Origin of the sequence: Candidatus Darwinibacter acetoxidans (genome assembly GCF_041936445.1) — a bacterium.
Classification (GTDB): Bacteria; Bacillota; Limnochordia; order Darwinibacteriales; family Darwinibacteriaceae; genus DTU010.
The window spans coordinates 1-1,981 of the sequence record NZ_JBHGXH010000256.1; the positions used below are offsets into that span (position 1 = coordinate 1).

2 tRNA genes and 2 rRNA genes are annotated in these 1,981 nt (G+C 53.3%); all 4 read left to right on the top strand.

Annotated elements, in window-relative coordinates:
• Positions 1-130 (top strand): 16S ribosomal RNA (locus ACE4YL_RS09810); the annotation flags it as partial.
• A gap of 244 nt (positions 131-374) precedes the next feature.
• Positions 375-451: transfer RNA gene (locus ACE4YL_RS09815), tRNA-Ile, on the top strand.
• Between the two features lie 111 nt (positions 452-562).
• A tRNA-Ala gene (locus ACE4YL_RS09820) sits at positions 563-638 on the top strand.
• Between the two features lie 139 nt (positions 639-777).
• Positions 778-1,981: ribosomal RNA gene (locus ACE4YL_RS09825) — 23S ribosomal RNA — on the top strand; the annotation flags it as partial.

Consider the following 1,981-nt stretch of genomic DNA (forward strand, 5'->3'; position numbering starts at 1 on the left):
GAAAGCTGACAACACCCGAAGCCGGTGACTTAACCCTAACAGGAGAGAGCCGTCGAAGGTGGGGTTGGTGATTGGGGTGAAGTCGTAACAAGGTAGCCGTATCGGAAGGTGCGGCTGGATCACCTCCTTTCTAAGGAGAACATTTGAGAAGTGAGAAGCGAGAAGTTAGAAGTGAGATGAAGAAAACTCACCTCCGACATCTCCCATCCCACATCTCAAACTCCAGGTCGGTACATCCATAATCAGAAGTCAGAAGTCAGAAGACGGAAGTCAGAATGTAGGAAGGAATTCAGCTAAAGCCGAATTCCAACAAACAATCCGGCAACCGGCAAAAGACAAGCGGCGACTGCCACTGTTTAGTTTTGAGAGACCGCGGGACTATAGCTCAGCCGGCTAGAGCGCACGCCTGATAAGCGTGAGGCCGGTGGTTCGAGTCCACCTAGTCCCACCAGATTTAGAAGTGAGAAGTGAGAAGTTAGAAGTGGGAATAGAAGGAATTCGCCGGAGGCGAATTCCAACAAAGAAAACTCACCTCCAACCGCTCACATCCCACATCTCAAACGGGGGTGTAGCTCAGCTGGGAGAGCACCTGCCTTGCAAGCAGGGGGTCAGCGGTTCGAATCCGCTCATCTCCACCAGGAAACAAAAGGTGGCGGCGAGTAGAGGGAACCCCCCGGCGAGTCGCCATCAAAACAGTCTCTCAACCGTTCTTTGAAAACTGCACAGCGTAGGAGAAACAAAGCAAAAGCATCTAGAAAGTTCTAGTAGCGCAAATTAGGTCAAGCTACAAAGAGCATACGGTGGATGCCTAGGCGCACAGGGCCGAAGAAGGACGTGGTAAGCTGCGAAAAGCTACGGGGAGCCGCAAGCAGGCCTCGATCCGTAGATATCCGAATGGGGCAACCCGGCGGGGGCGAACCCCCGTCACCGTACACTGAATCCATAGGTGTGCGGAGGGCACCCGGCGAACTGAAACATCTTAGTAGCCGGAGGAAGAGAAAGAAAAATCGAACCCCCCAGTAGCGGCGAGCGAAAAGGGGCGAGCCCAAACCAGTTTTCTTTGGAGAACTGGGGTTGCGGGACTCTCAAAAACATTGTGGAAGACTTAGTCGAAGCGGCCTGGAAAGGCCCGCCGCAGGAAGTAACAGCCTTGTAGACAAAAAGTTTAAAACAATAGAGAGGATCCCAAGTACCACGGGACACGAGGAACCCCGTGGGAATCCGGGGGGACCACCCCCCAAGGCTAAATACCCTGAGCGACCGATAGTGAACAAGTACCGTGAGGGAAAGGTGAAAAGCACCCCGGGAGGGGAGTGAAAGAGCACCTGAAACCGTATGCTTACAAACAGTCAGAGCACGTTAAAAGTGTGATGGCGTACTTTTTGTAGAACGGACCGGCGAGTTACATCCAGCGGGCAAGGTTAAGCGGAAGAGACGCGGAGCCGAAGCGAAAGCAAGTCTTAATAGGGCGAAAGTCCGTTGGAGTAGACCCGAAACCGGGTGATCTACCCATGTCCAGAGTGAAGCTCTAGTAAAATAGAGTGGAGGCTCGAACCGACCGTCGTTGAAAAGGCGGCGGATGAGGTGTGGGTAGGGGTGAAATGCCAATCGAACCCGGAAATAGCTGGTTCTCCCCGAAATAGCTTTAGGGCTAGCCTTGGGAATAAATACCGGAGGTAGAGCACTGACTGGGCTAGGGGTCTTCACCGATTACCGAACCCAATCAAACTCCGAATGCCGGATATTAGGATCCCAGGAGTCAGACTGCGGGTGCTAAGATTCGTAGTCGAGAGGGAAACAGCCCGGACCGCCGGCTAAGGTCCCCAAGACAGGCTAAGTGGAAAAGGATGTGGAGTTGCCCGGACAACCAGGATGTTGGCTTAGAAGCAGCCACCATTTAAAGAGTGCGTAATAGCTCACTGGTCAAGTGGCTCTGCGCCGAAAATGTAACGGGGCTAAGCCTGTCACCGAAGCCGCGGAT